Here is a 25,725-nt window from a genome sequence, read left to right as displayed (position 1 = left end):
ATCTCTAATTAAAATTTATTCTTCTTTGTTTTGTAAGTTTTCTATACACTTTTTAGCTTTATCTGCATTATTGCTATCGACAAACAAATCAACCGAATCGGGAACACCTCCCATACCAACAATCAACCCAGAACTAAATTCATCTTTCCAAAACGAAGAAATTCCAATTTCTTCTAATCGCTCGTTGTAATATTTAACATCAATAATTGATCCTGTAAAAACACAGGTTATATCTTTTCCTTCGGTCATTTTTTTATTTTTGGTTATGTTTTACAATCTAAGATATAAAAACCCCTTCACATTATCAGCTTTTATAATAAAAAAAATTACATTAATTTAAAGCTTTCAAAAATAGATAATAAATTACAACTATATATATCAATAAATTTTATTATTAATAAGAACAAAAAGCAAAAAAAAGAAAACATATAATTTATGAAATTTAAAATAATAAACGCATTTTTATACTTTAATATAATTGTACTTTTACAACAATAATCAAAGAATAATTAAACTTCAAGACATAAAAACTAATATTGTTCAAATATATTAGCAAAAAAAGAAATAATATTTTATTTCGTGACATAGAAATATTACATTTGAAATTACAAAAGAAATCCAAAATGAGCCGACCTAAACCTAAAACAATTCTAGTAGTTGAAGATGAAGAATTTAATCGTATTTATTTCGAGGAATTACTCAACCAGATACATTGCAGAGTTGTAATTGCAAAAAATGGAATTGAAGCCGTAGAATTGTGTAAGAACAATTCTGATATTGATTTGGTATTAATGGATATAAAAATGCCATTGATGAATGGCTATGAAGCCACTCAAGAGATCAAAAAAATCAGACCTAATCTTCCAATAATAGCTCAAACCGCTTTTGCACTTTTAGGTGACAAGAAAAAATCTTTAGAAAATGGTTGCGACGATTACGTTTCAAAACCTGTAAAAAAAGATACGCTAATTAAAATTATTCAAAAACATTTAACCATATAGAAAAAAATTACCTCAACATAAAAAGCAAATTAACATCTAAACTTATAGATGTTTAAGTAATTTTCAGTGATTTATAAATCAAATTTCGTTGACATTAAATTTTGATTTGTGGATTCATTTAAACACCAATAATTTAAGCTTTTATAACATTTCTTCTATTGTATTTAAGACAAAAAAGTATTTTATTGTCTTTAGTTTATTAAATCCATTTAAAAGAAGAAATGAAAAATACAATTACTCAACTATTCTATAGCTTCAGTGCACCAATTTCACTCCTTAATTCCTTAAGAAATACCTACACCTACAAAGTTGGCAAATCTATTAGTTACCAAATAATTGACTCTCAAAATTATTTTAATTTATCTGTTACTATCAATCTAAATTACAACTGTAGCACGAAGTCTTAGCTAATTAATAATTTAATAACATAATTTTGAAATTATAGAGCATCATCATTTTCGATGATAACGAATTGATTTAAATTAATTTATACAAATAGAATTATGAAAAAGACATTAATTTTAGCTGGCATATTATTTTTCATCAGTACTAACCTAATAGCACAAAAAGCAATGAGTAAAGAAAACTATAATACTTTAACCGAAGCCGAAAAAAAAGTAATCCTTAAAAAGGGAACAGAATATCCTGGTACCGGAAAATATTTAAACAATAAAGTAACTGGAGTTTATACTTGCAAACAATGTAATGCAAAGCTTTATAATTCTGAAGATAAATTCGACTCGCATTGTGGATGGCCAAGTTTCGACGATGAGATTAAAGGTGCCGTTACTCATATTCCTGATGCCGATGGAAGAAGAACTGAAATTGTATGCTCGAATTGTAAGGGACACCTTGGCCATGTTTTTACCGGCGAAGGGTTTACTGATAAAAATACACGACACTGCGTTAACAGTATTTCCCTGAATTTTATTCCAAAAACAAAAGAAGAAAAGTAATAGTTATTATTAAACCTACACAAAAAGAGTTTCACCAAGTGGAGCTCTTTTTTTATTCTTTATTTTTTTGCAATTTATTTTTGGGATTTGAAGAAATAATATAACTTCGCGCAGATTTTAAAAATTAAACACAAATAGAAGTTATTAGTTAAATTTTAAACATTAGCCTTTTTTTTGTGAATTATTTAATGTTTTTTTAGTGAATCAATTATATTTTCTTTAATTCACTTGCATTAAATTAATATTGTAAGTTTACTATATTATAAACTATTAACCACTTAAAATAGATTACTATGAACCTAAATTTTCTCGAAATTATTTCCGCCTCTATTGTACTTTTTGCTGTAATTGATATTATCGGATCTATTCCCATAATTCTAGATTTAAAGAAAAAAGGAGGACACATCGAAGCCTTAAAAGCAAGTTTAGTGGCTTTGATCGTTTTAATTATATTCACCTTTTTAGGTGAAAGGTTATTGAATTTATTCGGTGTTGATATTTCGAGTTTTGCCATTGCTGGTTCTTTTATTCTATTTATTATGGGTGTTGAAATGGCTTTGGGAATTGAAATTATTAAATATGATGGGCCAAGCGGCGTGTCAATTGTTCCAATTGCATTTCCTCTGGTAGCAGGTGCCGGATCATTTACAACAGTTTTATCTCTTCGAGCCGAATATGCTGTGGAAAATATTATTATAGCAATTGTTCTTAATCTTCTATTTGTATATACGGTATTAAGGTCGACCAATTTTGTTGAAAAAATTCTTGGCGAAGGAGGAATTCATATTCTAAGAAAGGTATTTGGTATTATTCTGCTGGCGATATCTATTAAGCTATTTATGAGCAATGTTGCAATTCAAATTCACTCCTTATTTCCATTCTTAAAACAAGCTCTCTAACATTTGTCTTTCACACTATTTAAGCTTATTTAACATTGAATTTTTAGATGTTTGAGATAACTTTGTTTTGTAATAGACAACTCAAAAGAAAATAACAAATGCATGATATTACTCTCATACAAATTTTACTGTGTAGCATTGTAATTCTATCGGCAGCTTTTATTAAAGGAATGACAGGATTTGGATTTGCTTTACTTGCAGTTCCATTTTTATCATTACTATTCCCGATGCAGGTTTTGGTTCCTGCCATGAGTTTGTTTAATCTAATTACAAGCTTAGTGATTCTTATTAAGCTACAGGAAAAAATCAAAGCAAAACTGTTTATTCCAATGTTTATTGCCAGCTTGGGAGGTATACCTCTAGGTGTTTATGCATTGGAATATATGAGTAGCGAAAACCTACGTTTAATTACCGGAATATTAGTTATACTATTCTCTGTTAGAATGTTAGGGAAAGAGACTTTAGCTAAACGCTTTCTTAATTTTCCAATAGTTTTTGCTGGTTTTGTTAGTGGCTTGCTTAACAGTTGCATTTCGGTAGGTGGACCACCTTTGGTTATAGCTATGAATCGAAAAGGATACTCTAAAGATCGTTTTCGTGGAGTATTTGCCTGGTTCAGCACCTTTTCTTCCTTTTTTACAACAGCAGCTTTTGTAATGAATGGAATGATAGAAAAAGAATCGATACACCTTGCTTTGTTTTGCTTACCCATTCTATTTTTTGGATCTCACTTCGGATCTAAATTCGCTGGGAAAATTGAACCTGAGAAATTTCGTAAAATTGTGATTGGAATTAATATTGTAACAGGTGCTTTTATTGTGGTTTCCTCTCTGATCCACTAATTATTTCTGTAAACTATATAACAATTTAATTTCCTGAGCCCAACTTTCAGCATTGGGTGTTTCTAATACCATAGGAATAGTATCAAAACGATTATCGTTTACAATACACTTAAAAGCTTCTAATCCGATAAAACCTTCACCAATAAGTTCGTGTCGATCTACCCTGCTGGCTAATTCTTTTTTAGAATCGTTTAAATGCATTCCTTTTAAGTATTCGAAACCAACTATGTGTTCAAAATCGGCAAACACTTTCGAAAAGTTTTCTTTTGTTGATATATCATATCCAGCTGTAAAGGCATGACAAGTATCTATGCAAACGCCAATTCGTCTTTTATCTTCCACCTTATGAATTATGGCAGCAATTTGCTCAAAATTAAATCCCAGATTAGTACCTTGTCCAGCAGTATTTTCGATTACAGCAGATACTCCAGTCGTTTTATCCAAAGTAAGATTTATAGATTCGGCAATTGTTTGCAAACATTTTGCCTCCGACACTTTTTTTAGGTGACTACCAGTATGAAAATTTAAGCGATCTAAACCTAACAACTGACACCTTTGCATTTCGTCTAAAAAAGCAGCTCTTGATTTCTCTAGAGCCGCAGTTTCGGGATGACCAAGATTTATTAAATAACTATCGTGCGGTAGAATATGCTTTGCCTGATATCCATATTTTTCGCAATTACTCTTAAATTTCTCAATATTATTATTACTTAACGGCTTTGCCGACCATTTTCGTTGATTTTTCGTAAACAAGGCAAATGCTTTGGCCCCAATTTTATGTGCATTTTTAGGCGCATTCTCCACTCCTCCTACTGTACTTACATGTGCTCCTATATATTTCATTTTGTCTTTTTATGCTATTCTTAAAATAGATACATTAAAAAACTCACGAAATTAATTCCGTGAGTTTTATTAATATTATCGATAATATTTCAATTTTGTGGGATCTGTTTCCTCAAATCCAATTACAAATTAATATTACATTTCAAATTCTTCTACATCAACTCCATCTGCAGATCCTTTTCCTCGCTTTTGCTTGTAGTTATTAATTTTAAAACTCAAATTCAAACGAAAAGTTGGCGATTTCATTTCAAACTTACTATGATTGTAGAAATCTACTCCCGAATATTCCGTGTCGTGCTTAAATGTTCCTAAAATATCTCTTACCTGAAAAGTTGCGGACAATTTTTTATTGAAAAAATCTTTTTTAACCGCTGCCGAGGTAGTTAAGAAACCTTCTCTTTTACCTTGCGCCCAATCTGTTGGAGAATTATAATTAACACTCAATTGTAACCTTGTACTTTTATCAACAATAAAAGTTGAATTATTTCTGATACTCCAGTTGAAGCTTTCGGTAGAAAAATCCTGAAAAAGCAGTTCTCCAGCAAAATTTTCGGTAGTAAAGTCGCCTTCTTCCTTATAATGATAAACATTACCAATTAAGTCGTTCTTAAACCATTTTGAGAAAGATAAGTTTAAAGTTGCCTCAATACCTAAAGAATAATCCACTCCAACATTTGCTGTAGTACTTAACATTACATTCTCATCGTAAACAGTTCTAACTCGTTCTATTTTATTATGGGTAACTTTATAATATGACTCAATAGAAATTGCCTGATCTCCAAACCTTTTCATGTATCCAATTTCGTAAGAATCAATATACTCAGGATCTAAAGAAGGATTTCCCTGACGCACATTATAAGCATCGGTCCAGGTTACAAAAGGTTCTAAATAATAACCACGCGGACGATCTATTCTTCTTGAGTAACTCGCCATTAACTGGTTTTTAGAACCCAAATCGAGCTGAGCATGAAAAGTAGGAAAGAAATCCCATCGGTTAATGGTAAATTTCTCGGCTTCACCACTATACTTAATCTCACGCTTAGTATGCTCCGATCGAAAACCCAGCTGGTATCCTAACATTCCAACTTTATTGGCAAACGTTGCATACATACCATGCACATTTCTATCATACTCAACATCGTGACTATAATTAGGCTGAAATTCATAAGTCCCAGTAGGAACATAGTCGTATTGTTTTGTATCAGCCTCACTTGCACGAATCTGTCCCTGATATCCAATTTCTAACTTACTATCCTTACTTAATGGTAAGGTATAATCCGATCTAATTTCAATTCGCTGACCGGGACCTGTTTCTGTAGAAATCTGACCGCTTTGAACTTCCTCGCCAATTAAAAGCTCGTTGGTAGATTCTTCATTACTATTAAATCTGCGCGATAAACTCACCTGAGTAGACCATTCGTGACCTTTCTTTTCGAATTTTTTGGTATATGACAAATTGGAATTTATAAAATCCATATCACGTTCCCATGAATCTTCACTATCATAAAAATCAGAATCTTGATTATCGGTAAATTCTTCGTAATCTAAAGTAGATTCTCTCTCCATATCACGTTTACCGTATCTAAACCCAAAAGAAATCTGGTTTTTGTCATTTATATCGTAATCAAAACCAGTTCGTATTCCATATCCGCTGCTACTTCTTTCAGTATCTCCATCGGACAATACATTATTGGTTAAACCATTGGAAATGGTTCTATTTTCGGACTCTATTGTTCCTTTAAAACCACGTTTTCGATAATCTAAGCCAAAATTCCAGCTCCACTTTTTACTTCGATAATTCATTAAAATATCCGAACTATAATTCTCCTGAGTTCCCAAATTAAGGTTAACAACCCCATTTAGTCCGGAATCCTTATTCTTTTTTGTGATTACATTAATAATACCAGCTGTACCTTCGGGATCGTATTTTGCCGAAGGATTTGTAATAATCTCGATATTATCGATAACACTGGCAGGCATTTGTTCCAAAATATCAGCGGCATCTAAAATAGAAGGCTTCCCATCTACCAAAACCGTAAAGTTAGAACTTCCACGCAGACTAACATTTCCTTCGATATCCACACTTACCGATGGTACATTCTCAAGAACATCTACCGCTGTACCGCTAGCTGCAGTAATTTGGCGACTTACAGGAATTACTTTTTTATCAATTTGATATTGAACAGGCAAACGCTCGGTAGTTACCATAACCTCATCAAGAGATTCTGTTGATTGTCTTAAACTTACCGTTTTAAGATTTACAACTTTTCTTTTTTTAGTGATTGGAATATTTCTTACTGCGGCTTTGTTATAACCTATAAACGACACCTCGACATAATAATTTCCAGGTTTAAGTTTTTTAAGAACGAAGCCCCCTTTTGCATCTGTAATTGTACCATCAATTAAAACAGAATCAGACATATTATATACCGAAACAGTGGCATATTCGACCGGTATTCCCAATGAATTGTCTTGTACAATACCTTTAATTACTCCCCCTTGTAATTCAGGTTTAACAACAGGCTCGACAGCTTTAACAGTGATAGCTGCAAAAATAAAGCATAACAATAATGTATATTTACTCATAGTAGTAGGTTGATTTTTTTTTAACACTAACAAACTTACCATTCCTCTGCCAATAATTATATATCAATCTAGCATTTTAGATATTTATTAACATTTAACCGATAAGGAATCCAATTAAGAAGTTCTATCCTGTAGATAGACTTAAAAAAAAAGAAATAGTTTAATCAGGAAGGCGAATATTTATGCGATTTTTTTTACAGTTTAATTTTTAGATAGATGTTTCCAGTTTTTTATGGCTTCTTTTCCAGCTATCCTCCCCAATTCATAATCTTTCATTAATACATTATAATTGGTTGTAAAACGTTTGGTTTCAAAATTACTTGGTGGATAAACATCAATAAAATTAACTCCTTTAGGAGGATTTTCAATTACCTCGATAGCCTTATTGTAAACCGCAGGTCTATTTTGAATTGCTTTTGATAAACCTGGATATTTGTGAAATAAAAACTTAGACAATTTATTTTCCAATCCGTTTTTCATGCGAAAACTATTTTTTCGGGAACGGATCACCATAATTCTATTAGCTCCTTTTTCTAAGGCTCGATAAATAGGAATTGGAGCTGAAACGCCACCGTCGGCAACTACTTCATCCTCTATTTTTAAGAAATTACGATAGAAAAGTGGAACTGTACAGCTGGCTTTCATTACATGACTTAAGTTATCTGCATCGGGCTTAATAAAAACAGATCGGCCATCGGAATTCATGGTAACGCCAATTTCAAATTCCAGATTACTGGCAAATACCTTATCAATAGGGATAGGTAATTCTCGGGAGGTTATTTCCCAAGACCAATCTAAATCCATTAAATGTCCTCCCCGAATAAATTTTTTCCAGCTAATATATTCTGGCCGCAAAGAATAATCAGTAAACACCTTTAGACTCCTTTCCTTTTGCTTTGCCAAATATGCTGCAGCATTAATCGATCCTGCCGATACTCCCACAACATAGTCGAATGGATTAAAATCTTCATCAATAAATGTATCGAGTACACCTGCTGCAAAAATACCACGCATGGCGCCTCCTTCTATAACTAATGCTGTTTTTAGCGGAGTTTTCATTCTGTTAATTCCTTAATTTTTCACGAATCACATTTTCAGCTTCTTCGCAAATTTCATTTGCCGATTTTCCTTTTGTTTCGATTGGACTTAAAATACTATATTTTACCCGCTGACCTATACAAAGAGGAAACATGCCTTTTTTTTCAATTTTATAGTTACCATCCACTACAAAAGGAACAATTAACGCATTTGGAGCAGCTTTTAATAAAGCTTCAATTCCGCCAGATTTAAATTTCTTCATTTTTCCCATTTTACTTCTAGTTCCCTCAGGAAAAATACATGCGGCATAGTTATTTTTAGCAATAAGTTCTCCAAGTTTATAGATTTCAGGAATAGCCTGAGCTCTATTTCTCCTATCTATTAAGGCAGCTCCACTATTTCGAAGGTTGTAGGAAACACTGGGAATATTTTTTGCCAATTCAATTTTAGAGATAAATTTAATATGATATTTTCTAAACAACCAAGCTATTGGCGGTATATCGTAGGTTCCCTGATGATTTGATACCACAATAACAGGTCGGTTTTGTGGCAAATCGAAACTACCTTCGTAAGTAATTCTAACCCCAAGAATACCGACTAAGCGCATCAAAAAAAAGTTTAAAATATCGACCGACGTTTTGTGCGCCTGATAACCAAAAACCTTTAAACAAATCACCTGTATTGGGTGAAAAACAACCAACAATAAAAAAAATAAAAGATAAAATACTGTGGTTAAAAAATAGGATAAAATATTCAACATCGATTAATTGCTATGATTTATTCTTCACAAAAGAACAAAAAAATAGTTTACCAGTAAAAATTGAGCATTAAAAAAAGCAGTTTGTCAAACTGCAAATATTTATAAGATTACAAAAAACATCAGAAAACACAGGGCCCTCCAACCTCTATGAATTCCGATATTTCCTGTAAACTTATTAGCTTACTCTAATGCAAAACGCATTACAACAGAATATTCCAATTGTATTTTTTGAAACTCTAAATCGGGTGTCTTCATTTTAGCTAAACTGGAAGCTCCTCTAATTCTAAAAGTTTCGTTTGCGTAATCGTTTCTATATCGCGACGATGATTCATTAATGTAAATGGCGCGTCCTATATTTTGTCCTAAAGCTTCTGTTAGATCTTCAGCTTTTTCTTTACCCGCTTTTACAGCATTTACTTTTACTTGTCTGCGAAATTTTTCTATCTCAGAATGATCTACTCTGATAATACTAATATTTGAAATTCTTATTTTTTCTAACTCCACAAATACTTTTGCCAAAACATTAGAATCATGCACGAGTAACTCAAAAACTTTCGATTTCTGAATATTAGATTTTTTTATGAAATGCAATTTTAAATTACTGGCGAAATCGGAAACCGATAATTGCTCTTCCAAATTTATTCCTGCCTTTTCGAGGGCCACATACATTTTTTGCTCTAACTGCTCAACGCTCTCTTTGTTTTTGGTATCCTTCTCATCTAAAACTATATTTAGATAAATTTCGTTGGGAACAATTTCCATTTTCGAAACACCCTTTACTTCAATATAATTCTGATCGATAAAATTCTTTTGCACTTGAGCACTTAACTTTAATCCGCAAAACAACACTAGTAAAATGATAATTTTTTTTTTCATCCTTAATTATTTAATTGTTAAAATCTATATACTTAAAATAATACATAAACAAATACCGTGCTAAATATATGCACTGTAATGTTTTTTTAGGTTCTATTTGTTTAAATTAAACTTAAAAATAGAAAAACAGCTTACTAAATCTCCTTATCTATAAAATAATAAACAATTTATAAAATCATGCTTACCAATATTTTTAATAAAACTATTCATGCTTTATATTTTTAATATGATTAATTTAGATTCCACAAAAAAAGAGCCTTTTTTTGTTAAAAATATCACAATATTTCAAAATTAATTCGTGTTAACAACTTATTACTAAACCATGAACATAAAGAAAATAGTCCTAATCTCAATTTATCTTTTATCCTCACTACTTCTCTTTTCGCAAGAATACAGTTACAAAGAAAAAAATGGTGTTCGAACTTTTCATGAAGGAAGTGTTTTTACAAAAGAAGGAGTCCCTTTTTTAACAGTAAAAGGTGAATCATACGAAATGGGCTTACAATACGGCGTCCTGATGAAGGATCAGATTTTAAAATTAGATGTGAAAATTGATAGTATTGTAGAATCTTTTGCAGGTAAATTTTTCTTGAAAAAATGGATTGCCAATAAAGTCTTAAAAGCTAAAATAAGAAAAATAGAAAAAAGAATGCCAAAGGAATTTATTGAAGAATTAGAAGGAATGGCAGAAGGGTGTGAACTGAATTTAAGAGAGGTAAAAACAATAGCTTACTTTCCTCAACTATTTTTTGATATCAGTTGTACTTCCTTTGTACTGAAAAATGAACATGAAATTGTTCATGGTCGAAATCTGGATTGGCCCAATATTGAAATATTTACTCACTATCCTTTAATTGTAAATTATCATCGCAAAGGAAAAATCCCAACCAGTATCTTAACTTTTGTTAGTTATCCTGGAGCCTACACCGGAATGAATCACAATGGTTTAAGTATGTCTATTAATATGAATGACTGCCCTGTTCCGGAAGGTAAAAAAAGTAGCGATTACAATACAGACATGCCAATTCCTTATAAACTAAGACAGGTAATGGAAAATGCGGACGAATTATCGGAAGTCGATGAACTATTTAAAAACTATAGTACCCATGCATGGTTCATTACTGTTGGAAGTAAAAAAGATCATTCAGGAGCTATATATGAACTAACACGCGGCGAATTCATTAAAAATGAAATGAAGAACAATATGATAGCCGTTACCAATCTTTCCTTATCTGATAAAGGACGATATAAATACAGTCCGATTAATATGCATGGCGATTCAAATATAGCAAGAGAAAACAAACTAAAAGAGTTAAATAAAAAGTGGGATAACAAAGATTTAACCGAAAAAGCATATCAAATGATTTCTTCTACCGAATATTATCATCTTCAACATGATCCGTATTATATCGCTATTAATAATGATATGACTGTAAAAAGCTGTATTATGGATAACACCAATAATAAAATCTATTTTTCGTATGCGGAACAATTAGCTGGTTTAGGCCAATTTTTAGAATATGATATTAGCACGCAAAAAATATCTCTTTTTAAAGAAGCAAAAACCAGCCAAACTCAAATAGATTTAAATAGTAAGTTAGCTTATTACAAATGGTATCGAAAAAATCTTAGCAAAAAAAAGAAGCATGATAATAAGTATTATTTGGCTTTAATCAATTATGCAAAAAACTCTACACTTGAAGCTGCCTACAAATATAAATTAATTGCCAATTGTTATACCAATATAAAAAATCAAGATAAAGCCTTAGAGTTTGCCAATAAATACATTGAGAATAGACCCAAATATAATTCGGCGTATACTACCAAAATTAATATTCTAAATAATTTTGAAGATTATAAAGCTGTGATCAGCACAATTGATGAGATGCTAGAACATGCAATATTATCGCCCGCAGACCAATTTTACACAAAAATAGATCTATTAAAAGCATACGATAAACTGCAGTCACAAACTCCAGAACAAAAAAATATTAAGGAAATTAAACAATTGGCTAAAGAAATTAAGGAAGAGGCAAATAAATACTTCCTTGCAAAATGGATAAAAAAAGATCTATCGAAAATAGATGAAATTGTCACCAAATACAATTAATAAATTATCATTAAATACTTTAAATCCCATTCATTTTGCATGTGATTTTTTTGCCTTTTGGAAAAATTAAATTAAAAATTGCAATTCTATTTTTTATATGTTTGTAAACTGAATTTACACACCAAAATTCATCTCACACCAAAGAAAGCCCGATTAATTCTGCCTTTAATTGTTAAGTATTTATTTTTCTCTAATTTTACCCACGGGTATAAGAATTTAACAGAATTATTCTTTTACCCATATTGTTTAAACAACACACATTAAAATGAAAAGAACAATTATTTTATTATTCGCTGTTTTTTTTAGTGGATTTATCTCGGCAAAAGGTAATGCAGAATGGATTCGCTACGCAGCAATTTCTCCTGACGGAGAACAAATTGTTTTTGCCAATAGAGGAGATCTTTATTTGGTATCAGCAAAAGGTGGCAAGGCTCGTCCACTTACCTTTCATAAAGCTCACGATTTTATGCCAGTATGGAGTCATAATGGAAGTAAAATTGCATTTGCTTCGGAGCGATATGGGAACTTCGATATTTTCGTAATTAATGCAAATGGAGGAACTGCAAAACGATTAACTTATCATTCAACTAATGAATATCCCTATACCTTTAGTTCGGACGACAAGAATGTAATATTTGGCGCTCAAAGACTAGATGCCATAAATCACCGTCAATACCCTACAAAATCACAACCCGAATTGTACGAGGTTGCTGCAAAAGGCGGACGTGTGAATCAGGTTTGGACCATTCCTGCCGAAGATGTACAGGTAAGCAAAGACGGACAGCAGATGATTTATCATGATAAAAAAGGTGGTGAAAACGAATTTCGTAAACATCATACCTCTGCTATTACACGCGACATTTGGCTTTATAACAAAAAAAGCAATATCCATAAAATGATAACCAGTTTTAAGGGAGAAGACCGAAATCCTGTTTACAGTAAAGATGAAAAAAGTATTTACTACCTAAGCGAGGAAAGCGGTTGTTTTAATGTTCACAAACTAGAGTTGGAAAATCCGGCAAATAAAAAACAAATTACCAAGTTCGAAATGCATCCGGTTCGCTATTTAAGCATGGCAAACAATGGTACTTTATGCTATACTCATAATGGCGAGTTATTTACCATGAGCAATGGAAATCAACAAAAAGTATCGGTAAATATTACTACCGAAGATAAAAGTAACAACGAACAAATTATCCCGGTAAAAGGAAATGTAAAAGAAATGGCTGTTTCGCCCAATGGAAAAGAAGTTGCCTACATTGTTCGTGGCGAAGTGTTTGTTTCGTCGGTTGAAGGTAAGATGACCAAGCGCATTACAACAACTCCTGCACAGGAACGCTTTGTGAGCTTCTCGCCCGATGGTAAAAGTATTATTTATGCCAGCGAAAGAAATACTAAATGGGGTATTTATAAAAGCCAGAAGGTTAGTGATACAGAACCCTATTTCTACGCCTCTACCCTTTTAAAGGAAGAACCACTAATTGTAAACGAGAATGGAAACTATCAACCAAAATTCTCGCCCAATGGAAAAGAAATTGCCTTTATCGAAAATAAACGCTCATTAAAAATTTATAATCTGGAGAACAAAAATATCCGCACCATTATGAATGGAGATCAACTATTCTATATGGGCGAAGGCGATCAGTATTTTTCGTGGAGCCCCGACAGTAAGTGGCTATTGGTTGAATATTCTCCTGTTTTAGCCAACAGCGAAGCAGTGCTAATTGCTGCCGATGGCAAACAGAAAATGATTAACCTTACCGAAAGTGGTTATGGCGATACTGCTCCAATTTGGGTAAACGATGGCAAGCAAATGTTGTGGTTTAGCGACCGCGATGGATTACGTTCTTATGCCAACAGTGGTTCGCGCCAAATGGATGTTTATACCCTATTTTTCACCAAAGATGGATGGGATCGTTTCAATATGAGCAAAGATGAATATGCTTTACTTAAAGAAATTGAGAAAAAAGAGAAAGAGGCGAAAGAAAAAGCGAAAAAAGATGCCGATAAAGACAAGAAAAAATCGAAGAAAAAGAACAAAAAGAAAAATGTAGAAAAAGACAGCACCTTAACTTTCGACTGGGATGGTATGAAAGATCGTAAAAAACGATTGACTCTTCATTCATCGAAATTAAGCGATGCGGTTCTTTCAAAAGATGGCGAAACACTTTACTATTTGGCTAAGTTCGACAAAGGATACAATTTATGGAGCACTAAATTACGTACCAAGGAAACCAAAATGTTGATCAAATTAGGATCTGACGGTGGTAGCTTAATGTGGGACAAAAAGATGAAAAAATTATTCCTTTTATCGGATGGCACAATATCTACCGTTGATTTAGCAGCTAAATCGACCAAGCCTATTTCTGTTAATAGCGAAATGACTTTGGATGTAGCTGCTGAACGCCAGCAAATGTTCGATCATGTTTGGAGACGTAATAAAAGTATGTTCTACATTTCGAATTATCACGGAGCAGATTGGGACGCATTAAGAGAAAATTATGAAGCCAAACTACAATCGATCAGCAATGACTTTGAGTTTTCACAATTACTATCGGAAATGTTGGGTGAACTAAACGTTTCGCACTGTGGGGCTCGTTATTACGGAGGAATGGCCAATGGCGACAAAACTGCATCGCTGGGTATTTTTATCGATTACAATTACATGGGCGAAGGAATTAAAATTGCTGGTATTATAAAAAATGGCCCTCTAGATAAAAATAAAATAAAGGTTTCGAAAGGAATGATTATCGAGCAAATCGATGGTATCAAAATTGGTAATGATGTTGATTACGCAAAATTCCTGAACCGAAAAGAAGGAAAATTTACTGCACTTCGCATTTTCGATCCGGCAAGTAAAAAATATCAGAATATTACCATTAAACCAATTTCGAATAGAACGGAAAGTGCTTTACTTTACAAGCGATGGGTAAAAATAAACGAAAAAGAAGTAGATAAATTAAGCAATGGCAAATTGGCATACGTTCATATTCCGGGAATGAACGATGGTGCCTACCGTAATACTTACGAAAAAGTAATGGGTAAATATTACGACCGGGATGGTATTATTATAGATACACGTTTTAATGGTGGTGGCGATTTGGTAGGTGATATTACCATGTTTTTAACTGGTGAAACTTTTATGGAATATGCCATTGAAGACAGAACAATTGGCTACGAACCTGGATACAGGTGGACAAAACCTTCGGTTGCCATGATTAACGAAGCCAATTACAGCGACGGACACTGTTTCTCTTGTGCTTATCAGGATTTGGGAATTGGCAAGCTAATTGGAATGCCCGTTCCGGGAACTTGCAGTTATGCAGGCTGGGAAATGTTACAAAACGGAAGAGTTCTTTGGGGATCGATTCCGGTAAGTGCAAAAAATAAAGCTGGCGAATGGCTGGAAAACAACGAAACGGTACCAGAAATTCAGGTGAAAAATATGCCTGGAAAAATTGATAATGGTATCGATGAGCAATTGGAAGCTGCAGTTAAGGCTTTACAGGAAGAGTGTAAATAAAAGCACAATTTACAATACAAAAACCGCTGAGTTTAACTCAGCGGTTTTTTTTATAACTAATTTTGAATGCTTAGCAGCAATTAACAATAAACTACCTGCTCATTTCTAATATGCTTTCTACCTGACCCGAAATTCCTGTTTTTTTTGAAGGAAACTCCATTCCAAATGCGGCAGTTCCGACTGTAAAACCCGCAGCGCCAGTAGTTTTTACAACATCTATCCTTTCTTTTTGGTCGATGCTTCCTGCTACAATAACAGGCTTAGCAGATGTTTTACAAACCTCCCGAATTAACAAAGGAACATCCTCACCCACAAAACGATAGGCTAATAAATCTAAACCATCTACTCCATCGATAGCAGCCACCTGTCTGGCATTGGCAGTAATTTCAGAAATGCTTCCTTTTAAAATGCTTGGATGGTCTTCTACAATGCCTACAAAAGGATAATATTTTAAAGCATGATTTTTTACCAAAGGGGCAATAATATCGGGTCTTGTGCCGCCCAGCAAATAATCTACATTTAAATCCATGGCTATTTGTGCCGATTGTTTTTCACTCTCAACATCGAGACTCACCACTTCTAAATAAATCTTAACATCTTCTTTTCTTAAATCGTTGGCAAGATTTTTTAATTCACTAATAGGCAAACCAATGTCTTTAAAACCAATATGTTTTACTCCTTCTTGAGCAATCTCCTTAACATACTTCCTAGCATCAGTTACTGTCTGATCATTCCTTGTCAACATAAATATAAAATCTATACTCATCTTATTTGTTAAATGTTTGTGTGTTTGTATTTGTACAACAAAAGTAACATTTTATTAGATGTTGCTTACTTAATTCTCAGCAGAATAAGATTTAAATAAAGAATTATATGTAAAAATATTTTATACAGTGAATGATTCACTCTTAGCTGTTGTAAGGATATGAAATGTGAATGGTATTAACAGATTAGGAAACTAAATAAGCTTGTTTTTTATAGATCCCTTTACTTACGGATTAAAAATCCGACACTATCCTGAACTACTTAGCTGCAAATTATAAATTTGCAGAAGCATGGTTTGTAAAAAAAACAAATTTTCACCTTTTTCCTTTTTTTACATTGAAATTTGAGATCTAAACTTTTGAAAATTGACTTTATCTTTTTCTTCTAGCATTCCAATATTTTATGTAATTATCCTGCGAAAGAAGGCCAACCGATCCGGTATAAATTCCACCACCTTCCATCATATCGAATACCCGAACAATAATTCTATTTTTTTCATTGCTGCGAAGTAAGTTTACAGGCAAGTAATAGCCTCGCATTTGCTTGTAACTTTCTGATCTTTCACGAACAGTTTGTTCTGTAAATTCTCCAGACTGACCTACTAAAACTCCATTTACATAAACCTGATCGATATCGTCTATTTTTCCCAATACCAACACCATTCGTTCTTTTAACACTTCCTTTTCCAAACTAAATTCGAGAGCATAACATGCATAGCCATTGTAATTTTTATATCCCTGATTTTCCCAGTATCCCGGAACAATAATATCATCCCAATTTTCCATCTGAGCGATATTTTCATGAGCATATTTCCCGGTTTTAAACTTCCAGTTTCCCTGTAAATCAATATCCACAGGAATTGCATCCCTATCTATCATTAAGGAAATATCGCCACTAATAATACCCCCCTCGCCAACATCGTCGTAAACACGAACCGCAATTGTATTTCTTTTTTTAATGAATTTAGCTGGCAGATGATACAACCTATTGGAAGTATAAGCAGTACTGAACCTCGGGGGAAAACTTCCCGTTTGCCCAATTCTTTGTCCGTTTACAAAAACCTCATCAACATCATCTATATTTCCTAAGTTAAGATACAAAGACTGATCTAGTGGAATATCAACACTCAAAAAATTAGTTCTGTACCAGGCATAGCCATCATATCCATAAAACCCTTGATTTTCCCACGAAGAAGGAACATTTATGCGCTCCCAATTTGAATCATCGAAATTTGGAGAAGCCCACTCGCTATTATCCCCTACCGAAAACTTCCATCGCTGATTTAAATCTACAACTTTCTTAAATTCCTGCGCACTTGTATTCATCGCTATTCCTACAAAAACAAGCAGCAACAGAATTACACTCTTTACAGATTTCTTTATATCGTAATTTCTCCACATAATTTAATCGAACCAATAATCAATAAGTTTCTGAAATGGACTTCGTGTATCTTTAAAGCTTTTCTTACTAATAGACATCGCCTCATTTTCTCCAATAATTCCAATAGGTCCCTTATAAATTCCTCCTGGACCAGAGAAATCTTCAACAATTACCTCTATACTATTTATACTATTATGCTTAAGAAGATTATCAGGAATTTCGTAGGCCCTAAGTGTTAAATGATTACCCGCATAAGAAAATCGTTTTCTTTTCATATCGCGAACACTTCCAATTTTCTGCCCATTTAAATATACCTCGTCCACATCATCAATTACACCCATAAATAAAACCTGATCGTTTCTGTTTAAATCGAATGGATATTTAAATTCCTTTGAATAAACAGCTTTCCCATTGTAATTATTATATCCGCGAGCTTCCCAAAATCCCGGAACAAATATTTTCCCCAGCTTACTTGTAATCACCGATTTATTAGCTGAATCTACCTCTATGGAACTTTCAAAATTCCAGTATCCACTTAAATCAAGATTCATTCTTTTCTGATCTAAATCGTATGCAATTTCAATATTACCATTAATAATTCCCCCTTCATGAAAATCGTCGAAAACACGAATGGCAATAATATTATCTCCATTAGAATTTAAAATATAACTTGGCACCGGATACATTCTCGGAATATCATAAGCTGTTTCTGCTTTTGGCGGGAATTGTCCCGTAGTTCCTACTAATTGTCCATTAACATACACCTCATCGGCATCGTCGATATATCCAACATATAAATACACAAAATCAAGATTATTTGGTATCGATAATGTAAAATGTTTACGATACCAGGCATATCCGTTGTATCCTTCAAATCCGCCATGTTCCCAACTTTGAGGAACAAAAATTTTTTCCCATTTGCTATCATTAAAATTAGGCTTAGCGCGGGCAGGATCATCTCCAACTGAAAATTTCCAATATCCTTTTAAATTAACAAGACTTCGTAAATTTTCGGACGAAGCACTACCCGCTTGTAATCCTAATACAAGTGTAAGTATTATAATTTTTAAACCTGATAATATGTAAGTTCTTGTGCTCATATACAATTCAAATTTTAATGCTTACTATTTTTCGCGTTTAGTAAAATTTAATCGTAAAGCAAGTTCTTTTCCAATAAGTGCTTCGTTTACTTTAATATGTTTTTTACTCATATTTTCACGAACAGCTTCCATTAATTCTTCATTAAAACCAATTACTTTACTCACTTTAACTTCATTATTTTCGTTAATGGTACATCTTAAAACTATTAATTCCGATTCTCCATCGCGAAGAAAATCTACAAAACTGGTTCTACTGGCAGCTCTTTTTATTTTTTTTAAAGCAAGTATGCTTTCTTTTTCTATTTTTAATGTATCGGGCGTAATCGCCATTCCTAAATTTGTAATTAACAAAGCTGCTAAAACTACTACTGCTATTTTTATACTTTTCATGCCCCTAATTTTTATGATTTATATTTCGGCAGAAATTTTTTTAGATGAACAGAATCGCGCGCCTTCTGTTCTTTTCTAATCTTAAATTTCTACTGTAAAATTAGGGCGACTAAACATCATTTGTGTCATAGCAAAATCAGCAATTGTCATAAATTGTCATGAAGATAAATTTAAAGTAAAAAAGGATAAAGTTTAAAGATATAATTTTTAATTATCAATTATTTACAAGTTTACACCCCACTCCATGAACTGTTAAAATTATCTATGGTGCGAGGTGTTGGCTGATATTCCGTTCCTCAAACCTTATCCAATAAATGTCATGGAGATAAGCTTAAAGTAAAAAGGTTAACGTTTAAAACTATCAATTTTTCATTATTAATTTCTAATTATTAATTACTTACAAGCCTGTATCCCACTCCATGAACTGTTAAAATTATTTTAGCATGATTAGGATCATCTTCTATTTTTTGCCTTAGTTTTAATATAAAATTATCAATGGTACGCGATGTTGGCTGATATTCCATTCCCCAAACCTTATCCAATAAATCATCGCGACTAAGGGTTTTATTGCGATTATCCCACAAATAGTGAAGAATATCGACTTCTTTGCTCGACATTTTTACATCATCACCATTAACTGTTCCTTCAAAAGAATTAAAATCGATTTGTAAACGACCTATATTTATTTTTTTAAGCTCCTGATTAACTGCAGGAGATTGAGTTCTACGCAAAACAGCACGAATTCTTGCCAATAATTCTCTTAAGCTAAAAGGTTTTGTAATATAATCGTCAGCACCCAGTTCTAAACCCAAAACCTTATCAATTTCTTCACCTTTAGCCGTTAATAAAATAACAGGTGTTTGAATTCCCTTGGCTCTCGCCTTTTTACAGATATCGAAACCAGATATTTTAGGCAGCATCACATCCAACAAGACTAAATTATACTTGTTATTGATAATTTTCTGCAGACCAATTTCTCCATCTTCGGCCGTATCTACCTGATAAGATTCAAATTCCAGATTATCTTTCAAACCCATTAGCATTCCAGGTTCATCCTCTACAATTAATATCGAATACATTTTTAATCTGTTTTAGCTTCTGTTAATTGGAAAATACAAAGTAAAGCAAGATCCTTTTCCTACGGTACTATCCAGTTTAATTTTTCCCTGATGGGCATCCATTATATGTTTTACTATGCTTAAACCAATACCCGAACCTTTTGCTTTATGTGCCAAATTACCACTTGTTACTCTAAAAAATTTATCGAATACCAGTTTCTGATCTTTTTTTTCAATTCCTATACCATAATCAATCACATCTATACCAGCAAAATTGCCATCTGTAAAAGTCCGAATTTCAATTTTTTTCACATCTGTACTGTACTTTATAGCATTATCAATTAAATTAATTATTGCTTCAGAAACGGCTTCCCAATCGGCACTTATCAATTGTAAAGATTCATTTTTCAACAAATTAATTTCAAAACCATTCTTATCGAGATGTTGCCTATAATTAAAAATCAGATTTTCAATTTCCTCATTTAAATTACAATTTGTAAAATGATATTCTCTTCTACCACTTTCAATCTTATTAAAATTAAGAATATTATTAACCATTCTCGACAATCGGTTAGCTTCAGTATTAATCACTTTATAGTATTCTTTTTTCTTTTCTTCGCTTCTTAGCCTATCCATTTCCAAAGTTTCGGAATACATATTTATTAAAGCCAGTGGCGTTCTAATTTCGTGCGAAACATTGGAAATAAAATCAGTTTTTAACTGATTTAATCGAATTTGCTTTCTTATATTTTTAAATACAAACCAGGCAGCTAAAAGTAAAATTATATCCATAGCAATTAAAAGAATAATATTGGTTCTTGTTCTGTTACGAACCAAATTTTCAATGGTATTTCCTTTCATCTGAATGCCCAAATCAAATTCAGGCAAAAGCCAAATTTCTTTTTTTTGCTTGATATTTTTATCCTCAACATCCTGAAAAGTATTAAAGTAAACTTCCTGCGAACTATTTTCCCTAAACACCGAAATATAAAAACGATCCTTAGCAACCGATTGAATTTTTGGCCCCAGATTCTCTTTTATAAACTTCTCTGTATCTATTAAAAAAAGAACTGTTTTTACCTTAGCCGAATCGCTTGAATGGGCAAAGGCAAAAAGACTTTTACGCTTAAATGTAGTTGGTAAATTTTCAATTTTACGATATCCACTTTTTATGTATCGTTGTAAAAGTTCTACTTTCTTTAAATTACTTGTAAAATCGTACTCTAATTTTGTTGTGATTTTAGAAAGACTATCTTCAGGAATTTTTTCTTTGGTCTGCAATAAAAAACCAGAAGTATCGACAATAGAAACAGCATCAAGCGAATAGTTTTTAATCAAAATATTTTCGATATCGCTATTCTCACGTTCTACCTGATTAGCCCAACCACTAAGTACATCATCGGAATATTGATTAATAGAAAATAATATAGATTCTAACTGTCCGGAATAAATAGAATCGATAACAGCTTCATTTTTATTTAAATTACTAATTTCGTAAGTCGTAAAAAACAAAGATGGAAGCACAAGTATCAGGGTAAGAACAATTCCAATTTTTATACCGGGTTTTATCATTACAAATATTTTTGTTTAGCCAAATATACAGAAAAAGCCACGATTCAATTTGAATCATGGCTTTAATATTAACTATCAATTAACAATATTTTATTTAATCATTTGCACATTTTACAGCTTTCACTTTTCCTCCAAAATATTTGTCTTTTAACCGAAGTGAAACATTAACAAGAGCAATTAAAACCGGTACCTCAACCAAAGGCCCAATAACGGCAGCAAATGCAACTCCTGAATTAATACCAAATACTGCAATAGCCACAGCAATGGCAAGCTCAAAATTATTACTTGCTGCGGTAAACGATAAACTTGCCGTTTTCGAATATCCGGCCTTAAACTTGTGTCCCATAAAAAATGAAATCACAAACATAATAACAAAGTAGATTACCAAAGGCACAGCAATACGCACAACATCGAATGGCAATTGTACTATATACTCTCCTTTTAATGAGAACATCACAAAAATTGTAAATAACAATGCTATCAGCGTAAGCGGGCTAATTTTAGGTATAAATTTTTTCTGATACCAATCTTTACCTTTGGCTTTAATCCCAAAATAACGGGTAATCATTCCAGCAAAAAACGGTATTCCAAGGTAAATCATTACACTTTCGGCAATATCACCCATTGTTACATCCACAACCGATCCTTCTAATCCGAAATATCCTGGTAACACGGTAATAAAAACGTAAGCATAAACCGAAAAAAACAAGACCTGGAATATACTATTGAATGCTACCAAACCAGCTGCATATTCAGGATCACCTTTAGCCAAATCGTTCCAAACAATTACCATGGCAATGCATCGGGCTAAACCAATTAGAATTAATCCGGTCATATATTCGGGATAATCCTGCAGAAAAATAATTGCCAGAACAAACATTAATGTCGGTCCCAACAACCAATTCTGAACCAAGGAAAGAATTAAAATCTTACGATTTTTAAATACATCTTTTAATTCTTCGTATTTTACTTTTGCCAAAGGCGGATACATCATAATTACCAGTCCAATGGCAATTGGCACATTAGTAGTTCCTACCGACAATTTATTCCAAAATCCTGCCATTGCCGGAAAAAAGTAACCGGCTCCAACTCCTATGGCCATTGCCGCAAATATCCATAAGGTAAGATATCTGTCCAAAAAAGATAATTTCTGATTTAAGGTTCCCATTTTCTTATTTATTTAGGATATACTCCTGATTAAATTTTGCAAAATCTCTGCGTATTTCGTCTCTTACTCTTTTAAACACTTCAAATACTTCCTCTTCAGTTCCTTCGGCATAAGCCGGATCGTCGAAACCTATATGAACACGAGTTCCAACAGGACCTAAAAAAGCAGGACAAGCATCTTTTGCTCCACCACATACAGAGATTAGGAAATCTACTCCATCTTCCAAAAATTCATCTACCATTTTCGGACGCTGATTACTAATATCAACACCAATTTCAGCCATTGCCTTAACTGCTAAAGGATGAACCTGATCAGCAATTTTTGTTCCTGCCGAAACAACATCTAAATCTGGATTAATATCTCTTAAAATTGCTTCACCCATCTGGCTTCTGCAAGAGTTTCCTGTACACAATACCAATACTTTCATTCTTTTATTTTTTTATTAACAGATCTTATTATCACAGGGAGTTATTTCATCGAATAAAGCTCCAAACACATTTTTTAATTTATCTATTCCGGTCTTATTTAAACAATATTTTATTTTCAATCCTTCCACATCGCCCTGAATTAATCCTATGGATTTTAGTTCTTTTAAATGCTGAGAAACCGTTGTTCTACTTAAAGGAAGAAAATCTGAAATATCTCCTGAAATACAAGCTGGAGTTGATGCTAAAAACTGCAAAATTGCAATTCGGGCTGGGTGTGATAATGCCTTTGCTAAAAAGGCAATCTCCTGCTGTTTCTCTTCAAACAATTCCAACTTTTTCATTGTAATGTAATTTTAATTTCTAATGACGCAAACATACGACATTGATTTGAATAAAAAAATGAATTCAAATAAAATCACAATTTATTAACACTAAATCAATCTTAGAAAAATTTATGCATAACTCATCTTTACATACAAATTACAGTACAAAAAAAGTCCCTTTCAACCGAAAGGGACTCTGTTTATTTTCTTAATAATCTATTATAAACGTGCTTCTAAAATTTCAGCAACATCAGTCACCTCAACATCAGGCAACATACCTACATATCCACGTTCGATAAATCTCTTGGAAATAATATCAATAGAATCTTGTCCCACATTATAATCGCTTAAACGAGTAGCAATGCCAACACTCTGGAAAAACTCTTCTGTTTTCTGAATTGCAAGTGTTTTTTTCTCATCATCAGATCCTTCGGTAATATTCCAAACTCTTTCGGCATATTGTAGCAACTTCTCTCCTCTTTTCTCTTTTAATTTAGTTAACAAACCAGGAAGAACGATTGCCAAAGTTACTCCATGATCAAGTCCATGAAAAGCTGTTAATTCATGACCAATCATGTGAGTTGCCCAATCGCTTTTAACTCCCATTCCAATTAAACCGTTTAAGGCCATAGTTGCCGCCCACATAAGGTTAGCTCTATTTTCATAATCAGGAGTTTCTGCTGCAATTGCTTTTGGTCCTTCCTCAATTAATGTTAACAGTAAACCTTCAGCAAAGCGATCCTGAACAGGAGAATTTACCGGATATGTTAAGTATTGTTCCATTACATGAATAAATGCATCAACAATACCGTTAGACACCTGTCTCTTTGGTAAAGAATAAGTCACTTCCGGATCGAGAACCGAAAATTTAGGGAACAATAGAGGATTACCAAATGCTTTTTTCTCTTTGGTAGCAGCTTTTGTAACTACTCCACCATTATTCATTTCGGAACCTGTTGCCGATAAAGTTAAAACTGCACCTAAATCTACCGCTTTGGTAATAGGAGCACGCTTAGCCATTATATCCCACTCATCGCCTTCGAAAAAAGTTGCTGCTGCAATAAATTTAGTTCCATCCACAACCGATCCGCCTCCAACGGCCAATAAAAAGTCTATTTTCTCTGAACGAACAATTTCTACTGCTTTCATTAAAGTTTCGAAATGCGGATTTGCCTCAATACCCGAAAATTCCTTTATATCGTATCCTTCCAAAGCACTCATAACCTGATCGTAAACACCATTTTTCTTGATACTTCCACCACCATAAGTCATTAATACTTTTGCATTTTTTGGAACATACTTATTTAATTCTGCAATTTTACCTTTTCCAAAAAGGATATTTACCGGATTATAAAAATCAAAATTTTCCATCTTATATTTTATTTGTTTTAATTATAATTTATTTAAAGCCTTCACAAGTTCTTTTGCCATTAAAAGATCCGATGCGGGATTTTGTCCTGTTATTAATCTACCATCCACCACTACATACTCCTGCCAATTTGCTACAGATGAATAATTTGCACCTCTATCTTTTAAGCTTGTCTCCAAAAGAAAAGGTAATTTAGATTCTGTACCCAGTGCTTCTTCTTCGTTATTACTAAATGCTGTAATATTTTTACCTTCTACCAAAAAGGATCCATCAGAAAGTTTCACATTAAGTAATCCGCCACCGCCATGACAAACCGAACACACAACACCTCCTTTTTCGTATATTTTGCGGGTTATCTCTGCTATATTTTTGTTGTCTGGCAAATCAAACATTACACCAAATCCTCCTGGAAAATAGATTGCATCGTAATCATCCACATTAATATCTTGCGGAGAATAGCTATTTCTAAATTTTTCGCCTCCTTTCTTATCTACGAGAAAACTTTTCACCTTTGCATCATCTAAATCCAATTTCTTAACGGGAACTGCTCCTCCTTTTGGAGATACAAAATCCATCTCAATTCCATTTTTAAGCAAATAAAAATAAGGAACAGCTACTTCTAGCACATAGCAACCAGATTCCCACCCGTCTTTATCTTTAAAATGACTAGTTACCGCAAATAATACTTTACTCATGCTTCTGATTTATTATTTAGAACAAAGTTAAGTGGACTTTTTC

23 protein-coding genes are annotated in these 25,725 nt (G+C 32.9%); 6 read left to right on the top strand and 17 right to left on the bottom strand.

Annotated elements, in window-relative coordinates:
• Nucleotides 1-15 precede the first annotated feature (15 nt).
• On the bottom strand, nt 16-249 hold the full coding sequence (locus ACT3CE_RS07420; RefSeq protein WP_444709130.1) for a putative signal transducing protein: 234 nt from the start codon (nt 247-249) through the stop codon (nt 16-18).
• 374 nt (nt 250-623) lie between these two features.
• On the opposite strand from ACT3CE_RS07420, the gene ACT3CE_RS07415 reads away from it, so the two are divergent.
• From ACT3CE_RS07415 to ACT3CE_RS07400, 4 genes are all read left to right on the top strand, one after another.
• Nucleotides 624-1,001, top strand: coding sequence for a response regulator (locus tag ACT3CE_RS07415; RefSeq protein WP_444709129.1), 378 nt, complete (start codon nt 624-626; stop codon nt 999-1,001).
• A gap of 503 nt (nt 1,002-1,504) precedes the next feature.
• On the top strand, nt 1,505-1,957 hold the full coding sequence (locus ACT3CE_RS07410) for a methionine-R-sulfoxide reductase (protein WP_444709128.1): 453 nt from the start codon (nt 1,505-1,507) through the stop codon (nt 1,955-1,957).
• A 293-nt stretch (nt 1,958-2,250) separates the two neighbouring features.
• The gene (locus ACT3CE_RS07405; RefSeq protein ID WP_444709127.1) at nt 2,251-2,856 is read left to right on the top strand and encodes a MarC family protein; all 606 of its coding nucleotides are present in this window, start codon (nt 2,251-2,253) and stop codon (nt 2,854-2,856) included.
• Between the two features lie 98 nt (nt 2,857-2,954).
• Nucleotides 2,955-3,698, top strand: a complete 744-nt coding sequence (locus ACT3CE_RS07400; RefSeq protein WP_444709126.1) for a sulfite exporter TauE/SafE family protein — start codon at nt 2,955-2,957, stop codon at nt 3,696-3,698.
• Here the strand turns inward: ACT3CE_RS07400 and nfo are convergent, their stop codons facing one another.
• The 5 genes from nfo to ACT3CE_RS07375 all read right to left on the bottom strand — a co-directional run bounded on the left by nfo (nt 3,699) and on the right by ACT3CE_RS07375 (nt 9,801).
• Nucleotides 3,699-4,541 carry a deoxyribonuclease IV gene (nfo, locus tag ACT3CE_RS07395; RefSeq protein ID WP_444709125.1) on the bottom strand — a complete coding sequence of 281 codons (843 nt, stop codon included), beginning with the start codon at nt 4,539-4,541 and terminating at the stop codon, nt 3,699-3,701. It lies immediately after the preceding gene.
• Between the two features lie 135 nt (nt 4,542-4,676).
• A complete protein-coding gene (locus ACT3CE_RS07390; RefSeq protein ID WP_444709124.1) occupies nt 4,677-7,127 on the bottom strand; it encodes a TonB-dependent receptor domain-containing protein in 2,451 nt (816 codons plus the stop codon).
• Nucleotides 7,128-7,328: 201 nt separating this feature from the next.
• Entirely contained in the window at nt 7,329-8,186 is an 858-nt protein-coding gene (locus tag ACT3CE_RS07385) for a patatin-like phospholipase family protein (protein ID WP_444709123.1), read from the bottom strand.
• Between the two features lie 4 nt (nt 8,187-8,190).
• Nucleotides 8,191-8,772 (bottom strand): lysophospholipid acyltransferase family protein, encoded by a 582-nt coding sequence (locus ACT3CE_RS07380; RefSeq protein WP_444709122.1) that lies wholly within the window; start codon nt 8,770-8,772, stop codon nt 8,191-8,193.
• 333 nt (nt 8,773-9,105) lie between these two features.
• The gene (locus ACT3CE_RS07375) at nt 9,106-9,801 is read right to left on the bottom strand and encodes an SIMPL domain-containing protein (protein WP_444709121.1); all 696 of its coding nucleotides are present in this window, start codon (nt 9,799-9,801) and stop codon (nt 9,106-9,108) included.
• A gap of 322 nt (nt 9,802-10,123) precedes the next feature.
• On the opposite strand from ACT3CE_RS07375, the gene ACT3CE_RS07370 reads away from it, so the two are divergent.
• Nucleotides 10,124-11,911, top strand: a complete 1,788-nt coding sequence (locus ACT3CE_RS07370) for a C45 family autoproteolytic acyltransferase/hydolase (RefSeq protein ID WP_444709120.1) — start codon at nt 10,124-10,126, stop codon at nt 11,909-11,911.
• 265 nt (nt 11,912-12,176) lie between these two features.
• A complete protein-coding gene (locus ACT3CE_RS07365) occupies nt 12,177-15,434 on the top strand; it encodes a S41 family peptidase (RefSeq protein ID WP_444709119.1) in 3,258 nt (1,085 codons plus the stop codon).
• A 91-nt stretch (nt 15,435-15,525) separates the two neighbouring features.
• Here ACT3CE_RS07365 and ACT3CE_RS07360 read toward each other — a convergent pair whose 3' ends face one another.
• The 11 genes from ACT3CE_RS07360 to ACT3CE_RS07310 all read right to left on the bottom strand — a co-directional run bounded on the left by ACT3CE_RS07360 (nt 15,526) and on the right by ACT3CE_RS07310 (nt 25,682).
• Entirely contained in the window at nt 15,526-16,179 is a 654-nt protein-coding gene (locus ACT3CE_RS07360; protein ID WP_444709118.1) for a hypothetical protein, read from the bottom strand.
• Between the two features lie 391 nt (nt 16,180-16,570).
• Nucleotides 16,571-17,599, bottom strand: a complete 1,029-nt coding sequence (locus ACT3CE_RS07355) for a beta galactosidase jelly roll domain-containing protein (protein ID WP_444709117.1) — start codon at nt 17,597-17,599, stop codon at nt 16,571-16,573.
• A 3-nt stretch (nt 17,600-17,602) separates the two neighbouring features.
• Nucleotides 17,603-18,679, bottom strand: a complete 1,077-nt coding sequence (locus ACT3CE_RS07350; RefSeq protein WP_444709116.1) for a beta galactosidase jelly roll domain-containing protein — start codon at nt 18,677-18,679, stop codon at nt 17,603-17,605.
• 24 nt (nt 18,680-18,703) lie between these two features.
• Nucleotides 18,704-19,069, bottom strand: coding sequence for a hypothetical protein (locus ACT3CE_RS07345; protein WP_444709115.1), 366 nt, complete (start codon nt 19,067-19,069; stop codon nt 18,704-18,706).
• A gap of 389 nt (nt 19,070-19,458) precedes the next feature.
• Nucleotides 19,459-20,148, bottom strand: a complete 690-nt coding sequence (locus ACT3CE_RS07340) for a response regulator transcription factor (RefSeq protein WP_444709114.1) — start codon at nt 20,146-20,148, stop codon at nt 19,459-19,461.
• A gap of 12 nt (nt 20,149-20,160) precedes the next feature.
• Nucleotides 20,161-21,699 (bottom strand): sensor histidine kinase, encoded by a 1,539-nt coding sequence (locus tag ACT3CE_RS07335; RefSeq protein ID WP_444709113.1) that lies wholly within the window; start codon nt 21,697-21,699, stop codon nt 20,161-20,163.
• A gap of 94 nt (nt 21,700-21,793) precedes the next feature.
• Complete coding sequence (gene arsB / locus ACT3CE_RS07330) at nt 21,794-22,867, bottom strand: ACR3 family arsenite efflux transporter (protein ID WP_444709112.1); 1,074 nt, start codon at nt 22,865-22,867, stop codon at nt 21,794-21,796.
• A 4-nt stretch (nt 22,868-22,871) separates the two neighbouring features.
• Nucleotides 22,872-23,294, bottom strand: coding sequence for an arsenate reductase ArsC (locus tag ACT3CE_RS07325; RefSeq protein WP_444709111.1), 423 nt, complete (start codon nt 23,292-23,294; stop codon nt 22,872-22,874).
• Nucleotides 23,295-23,309: 15 nt separating this feature from the next.
• Nucleotides 23,310-23,636: an ArsR/SmtB family transcription factor gene (locus ACT3CE_RS07320; protein WP_444709110.1), complete on the bottom strand. Its 327-nt coding sequence runs from the start codon at nt 23,634-23,636 to the stop codon at nt 23,310-23,312.
• Between the two features lie 201 nt (nt 23,637-23,837).
• Nucleotides 23,838-24,989 carry an iron-containing alcohol dehydrogenase gene (locus tag ACT3CE_RS07315; RefSeq protein WP_444709109.1) on the bottom strand — a complete coding sequence of 384 codons (1,152 nt, stop codon included), beginning with the start codon at nt 24,987-24,989 and terminating at the stop codon, nt 23,838-23,840.
• Between the two features lie 21 nt (nt 24,990-25,010).
• Complete coding sequence (locus ACT3CE_RS07310) at nt 25,011-25,682, bottom strand: type 1 glutamine amidotransferase domain-containing protein (RefSeq protein WP_444709108.1); 672 nt, start codon at nt 25,680-25,682, stop codon at nt 25,011-25,013.
• Nucleotides 25,683-25,725 lie beyond the last annotated feature (43 nt).

Source organism: Marinifilum sp. RC60d5 (assembly GCF_052400665.1).
GTDB lineage: Bacteria > Bacteroidota > Bacteroidia > Bacteroidales > Marinifilaceae > JBQTGK01.
This window is presented reverse-complemented; position numbering and strand designations above follow the sequence as displayed.

Bases quoted from the DNA above. Each gene is read 5' to 3' on its own strand.
- ACT3CE_RS07420 (WP_444709130.1), bottom strand. From the start codon at position 249: ATGACCGAAGGAAAAGATATAACCTGTGTTTTTACAGGATCAATTATT.
- ACT3CE_RS07415 (WP_444709129.1), top strand. From the start codon at position 624: ATGAGCCGACCTAAACCTAAAACAATTCTAGTAGTTGAAGATGAAGAA.
- ACT3CE_RS07410 (WP_444709128.1), top strand. From the start codon at position 1,505: ATGAAAAAGACATTAATTTTAGCTGGCATATTATTTTTCATCAGTACT.
- ACT3CE_RS07405 (WP_444709127.1), top strand. From the start codon at position 2,251: ATGAACCTAAATTTTCTCGAAATTATTTCCGCCTCTATTGTACTTTTT.
- ACT3CE_RS07400 (WP_444709126.1), top strand. From the start codon at position 2,955: ATGCATGATATTACTCTCATACAAATTTTACTGTGTAGCATTGTAATT.
- nfo (WP_444709125.1), bottom strand. From the start codon at position 4,541: ATGAAATATATAGGAGCACATGTAAGTACAGTAGGAGGAGTGGAGAAT.
- ACT3CE_RS07390 (WP_444709124.1), bottom strand. From the start codon at position 7,127: ATGAGTAAATATACATTATTGTTATGCTTTATTTTTGCAGCTATCACT.
- ACT3CE_RS07385 (WP_444709123.1), bottom strand. From the start codon at position 8,186: ATGAAAACTCCGCTAAAAACAGCATTAGTTATAGAAGGAGGCGCCATG.
- ACT3CE_RS07380 (WP_444709122.1), bottom strand. From the start codon at position 8,772: ATGCGCTTAGTCGGTATTCTTGGGGTTAGAATTACTTACGAAGGTAGT.
- ACT3CE_RS07375 (WP_444709121.1), bottom strand. From the start codon at position 9,801: ATGAAAAAAAAAATTATCATTTTACTAGTGTTGTTTTGCGGATTAAAG.
- ACT3CE_RS07370 (WP_444709120.1), top strand. From the start codon at position 10,124: ATGAACATAAAGAAAATAGTCCTAATCTCAATTTATCTTTTATCCTCA.
- ACT3CE_RS07365 (WP_444709119.1), top strand. From the start codon at position 12,177: ATGAAAAGAACAATTATTTTATTATTCGCTGTTTTTTTTAGTGGATTT.
- ACT3CE_RS07360 (WP_444709118.1), bottom strand. From the start codon at position 16,179: ATGTTGACAAGGAATGATCAGACAGTAACTGATGCTAGGAAGTATGTT.
- ACT3CE_RS07355 (WP_444709117.1), bottom strand. From the start codon at position 17,599: ATGTGGAGAAATTACGATATAAAGAAATCTGTAAAGAGTGTAATTCTG.
- ACT3CE_RS07350 (WP_444709116.1), bottom strand. From the start codon at position 18,679: ATGAGCACAAGAACTTACATATTATCAGGTTTAAAAATTATAATACTT.
- ACT3CE_RS07345 (WP_444709115.1), bottom strand. From the start codon at position 19,069: ATGAAAAGTATAAAAATAGCAGTAGTAGTTTTAGCAGCTTTGTTAATT.
- ACT3CE_RS07340 (WP_444709114.1), bottom strand. From the start codon at position 20,148: ATGTATTCGATATTAATTGTAGAGGATGAACCTGGAATGCTAATGGGT.
- ACT3CE_RS07335 (WP_444709113.1), bottom strand. From the start codon at position 21,699: ATGATAAAACCCGGTATAAAAATTGGAATTGTTCTTACCCTGATACTT.
- arsB (WP_444709112.1), bottom strand. From the start codon at position 22,867: ATGGGAACCTTAAATCAGAAATTATCTTTTTTGGACAGATATCTTACC.
- ACT3CE_RS07325 (WP_444709111.1), bottom strand. From the start codon at position 23,294: ATGAAAGTATTGGTATTGTGTACAGGAAACTCTTGCAGAAGCCAGATG.
- ACT3CE_RS07320 (WP_444709110.1), bottom strand. From the start codon at position 23,636: ATGAAAAAGTTGGAATTGTTTGAAGAGAAACAGCAGGAGATTGCCTTT.
- ACT3CE_RS07315 (WP_444709109.1), bottom strand. From the start codon at position 24,989: ATGGAAAATTTTGATTTTTATAATCCGGTAAATATCCTTTTTGGAAAA.
- ACT3CE_RS07310 (WP_444709108.1), bottom strand. From the start codon at position 25,682: ATGAGTAAAGTATTATTTGCGGTAACTAGTCATTTTAAAGATAAAGAC.